At 64.5% G+C, this 3,883-nt stretch carries 2 protein-coding genes and 2 pseudogenes; 2 read left to right on the top strand and 2 right to left on the bottom strand.

What is annotated here, in order from left to right:
- Window positions 1-416, bottom strand: a pseudogene (locus ACK5M9_RS12300) (transposase); the annotation flags it as partial.
- A gap of 310 nt (window positions 417-726) precedes the next feature.
- Here ACK5M9_RS12300 and ACK5M9_RS12295 point away from each other — a divergent pair.
- Window positions 727-873 (top strand): annotated as a pseudogene (locus ACK5M9_RS12295) (IS3 family transposase); the annotation flags it as partial.
- A 41-nt stretch (window positions 874-914) separates the two neighbouring features.
- On the opposite strand, the gene ACK5M9_RS12290 reads toward ACK5M9_RS12295, so the two are convergent.
- Entirely contained in the window at window positions 915-2,324 is a 1,410-nt protein-coding gene (locus ACK5M9_RS12290; protein WP_416893449.1) for a hypothetical protein, read from the bottom strand.
- Between the two features lie 165 nt (window positions 2,325-2,489).
- Between ACK5M9_RS12290 and ACK5M9_RS12285 the strand changes: the two genes are divergently transcribed.
- Window positions 2,490-3,455 (top strand): NAD-dependent epimerase/dehydratase family protein, encoded by a 966-nt coding sequence (locus tag ACK5M9_RS12285; protein WP_416893448.1) that lies wholly within the window; start codon window positions 2,490-2,492, stop codon window positions 3,453-3,455.
- Window positions 3,456-3,883: the final 428 nt, after the last annotated feature.

The following is a 3,883-nucleotide window of genomic DNA, read 5'->3' as shown; positions in this document are numbered from 1 at the left end:
GGTTGATCGAACACCGAATGCAACAGGGTACGCACCCAGGGCCACGAACTCTTGGGTGTCTTCGCCATGAGGTTGGTCGTGTAGTGGGTTCTGCAGCGCTGCCAGGCCGCGCCGGGCAGGGTGGCGCCGATCGCGGCTACCAGTCCGGCGTGCGCGTCGGAGGTGACCAGCTTGACCCCGGACAGGCCGCGGGCGGTCAGCGACCGCCAGAACGTCAGCCACCCGGCCCCGTCCTCTGCCGTGGTGACGTCGATACCGAGGATTTCGCGGTAGCCCTCGGCGTTGACTCCGACCGCAATCAGGGCGTGCACGTTGACCACCCGGCCGCCTTCGCGGACCTTCAGGACCAGGGCGTCGGCAGCGACGAACGTGTAGGGGCCGGCATCCAGGGGCCGAGTGCGGAAGGCCTCCACGGCTGGCCGTGACAGTCTGACTTGGCCCCAGTAGGACAGCCTGATTCAGCCCGCCTGCTCCCGAGCGTAACGCCAGGGCGAAATCCGGAGCGCGAAATCGCAGCCACGTTACGCTCGCGAACGACTTGCAGCCACCTGTCCCGAATTCGGCCTCACGCCTGGGGAATTACGTGACCGCTGACACTGGGTACTAGGCAAAATGTCCGAACTCAGGCCGGAAACTGACCAAAGTGACCCAACTCAGGTCGGAGTTGGTTTGCACCGGGTAAGCGGGCTGGCAGGATGCCCTATTGGCAAGCCTCGATCCCCGCGAAGCATGTTCGGCAAGAAGCGGGGCAAGAACGGCAAAATCCTGCGCTCGGTCCACGACGATCTGGTCGAACGTGACTTCACCGCAGATGCGCCAAACCGATCGGGGCTCAGTGGCATCAGCGAACACCGCACCGGCGAGGGCAGGCTCTAGCCAAATTCACCCGTCAACACGGGGCACGGGGTTGGTTTTCAGGCAACGCCGACAGCTGGTCGTCGCGCATAGGAAACCAGGATCACCACCAGCGTGATCAACCAGAGGATCGGGGCCAGCGATAAGGTGCTGGCGACCACCAGCACCTTCTCGTCGGACCGCGTGTAGGCCTCTCCCCCGACCTCTTGTATCGGCCCGGGTATCGCGATCTGCGCAATGCACAGCGCCGCAGCCAGGCTCACGCACACCCCGACGGCACGGCGCCGCCCGCCGACCACCTCTGGGCGGTCGAAAATACCGGTTCCCAGCGGCCCGTACGGATCCCGGACCACCAGCGCCGCAAGTGGAAGCACAAAAAACAGGTAGTAGGGGTTGCTCAATGCCGGGAATAGTGACCCCGTGGCCAGCAGCACGATCCCGGCCATGACCGGCGGGATTCGTCGCCCGAGTGCGATGACGACGGACACCACGATCAGGACGACGGCGTACCCGATCAGCGAGCGGGCACCGGAAAGGAAATCATCGGGAATTTTGCCCCCCGTTTGAGCGGCCTTGATGGCGTCGGGAATCGCGAGCAGCGCTTTACCGAGGGACACATTGGAATTGGCGACCTCGGCCGCCTGCATGGACCCCCCGCCATAACCCAGGACCGCGCGAATCGACTGCGGGATCGTCTGCGGGAAGTCGCGCGGCCAGAACACATACGCGGCGAGATTGGAGAATGCGATCCCAGCGACGGCGACGCTGCCCAACCGCCATTTCCGGGCCGCGAACAAGGCGACAACCAGCACCGCGAACTGCGGCTTCACCAGCGCAATCAGCACAACCATGACGGCGCCCAAGCTCCAGCGCCGACGGCACAGCGCCACCAGGAACACCAGCGCGATCGGCACCGCGAAGCCCACCGAGTTGCCCCGGTCGATCATCACCCAGACGGGGACCGCCGCGACACCGCAGGAAACGAAGACGACAAAGCGCTCCACTCCTCGGGCTCCGCGGGCAGCCCACGCCGCAGGAGAAAGGACGGCCGTGGTCAAGGCCAGCAGGTAGCTCAGCAATCCGATTCGCGGCGCCCCCAGGAACTTGCCCAGCAGGCCGAACATGACCTGAGGCATCATCCCGGCGGCCGGGTAGAGGCTACCCATCGCCTTGAAATCGGGCGGAAGGTAGAGCGGGTAGGGAACCCACGGGTTGGGGCGCATCCCGACTGCAGCGGGGATCGCATAGTCACTGAAACAATGCCCACCGACGTTGAGACCCCAGTCGAGATAGCAGTCGGCCGGCAAGAAAATGATCAAGGAGGAGAAGACGTCGACGGAGTAGTAGTGCGCAAGGAAGAAGCCCGTCGCACCCGAAACCGCCGACAACACCAGGACAGCGCCCAGCAGAAGGGTGCGCTCGGATTGGCCGGCGATGCTCGAGAACCACTGTGAAATTACCCTGGCCATACCCCGCAACGCACCCTCCTCAGGCCTGACCCAACCGGCGGCGGCAGCGACCTCACACAAGTTGGGCCGCCCAGCAGTGTATCTCCAATGGACTTGGTCGACCCGCGAACACCGAACTCCTCGACGGCGGAGCCACAGGGTCGAGATCCCCGTAGGCTCTCAGCTATGGGGCCGGTGAGCCACGATGAATCTGAGATGGTGAGCACGGGTGCGCGCACACTTGTGTCTCAGGTACTCGGCGATGACCGGATACTCATCACCGGGGCAACCGGCTGGCTCGGGCGAACCGCCCTCGACCTGCTCAACCCACTCGGTCTGCCGACACTCGCCTTGGCCAGCCGAGCCCGAACGATCCGCGTGGTCGATCGCAGCATCGAATGCCGCGTCTGGGATAACCAGGAGGTTGCTGCGTTCCGGCCGACCATTGTGCTGGACTGCGCGTTTCTCACCCGGGACCGGATCTCCGATGTGCCACTGGACGAGTACGTGACAGCCAACCGCTCACTGACCGAAAGGCTGCTCTTCGCGACACGCCTTCCGGGGGTACGGACAGCGCTGACGGTGTCCAGCGGAGCCGCCGTATATCCGCACGACGCGCTGCAGGGAGCACTCGAGGACAACCCGTACGGCTACCTCAAACGCGAAGCCGAACTGCGGCTGGCAGAGACGGCCGTCAACTACGGCGTGATTCCCGTAGTGGCCCGGGCCTGGAGCATCTCCGGCGCCTATGTGCAAAAGCCGAAGAACTACGCACTGGGGTCAATGATCTTGGCCGCTGACGCCGGGGAAATCCGGATCATGGCGCGTCGCCCGGTGTTTCGACGCTACGCGCTAGCCGAGGAACTACTGGCCGTGAGCATTGCCGAGGGCAGTGCCGGCCCGGCGTGCATCGACAGCGGCGGCAAACTGGTGGAGATGGCCGAACTCGCCCTGCGGGTTACCCAGGTGGTGTGCCCGGACGCTTCGATCACACGCGATGCCGTCGACCCCGCCGATCCGGATCGGTACCACTCCGATGGGACCGATTGGGAACGGCGTTGCCAGCGATGGGGTTTGGCCGGTGAGTCGCTAGAGCGTCAGATTGAGATTACTGCCCGAGGGGTCCTTGCGCGGGGTACGACAGCCGGTTGAGGTGCGCTTGACGCTGGGACGAGCCGACTTCTCGGCCCCACTCCACCCGCCGCCGAAGCGCCTGGGTCTCGGTGAAACGTTGGGCCAGTGCCGGTGCGCCCAGTTCCCAACAATCAATCCTTGACGAAAGCCGCGAGGCAGCTGCTGCCGAACAGGATAGTACGTCCCGCCTCGATTCGCCTCGCCTCCCACTCAAGCACGCGATCCACCACTCGAGCCGAAACACCCCCGCGGACATGGTCGGCTTTCTGTTCCTCTGCGTAGTCTGCACGCCGCAATCCCAGCCAACTCGGCACGGTTCGGAACGCAAAGATCGGCGGTGGCTACGGAGAAAAGAGGTAAGTGGCGAATTCTGTCCTGAATCCCTGGCTCAACGCCGCGCGCTCCAGCGTGCGCCGAGTGTAGCGACGAAAATGACCAGCTACATC

Origin of the sequence: Mycobacterium sp., assembly GCF_047975165.1 — a bacterium.
Classification (GTDB): domain Bacteria; phylum Actinomycetota; class Actinomycetes; order Mycobacteriales; family Mycobacteriaceae; genus Mycobacterium.
This window is presented reverse-complemented; position numbering and strand designations above follow the sequence as displayed.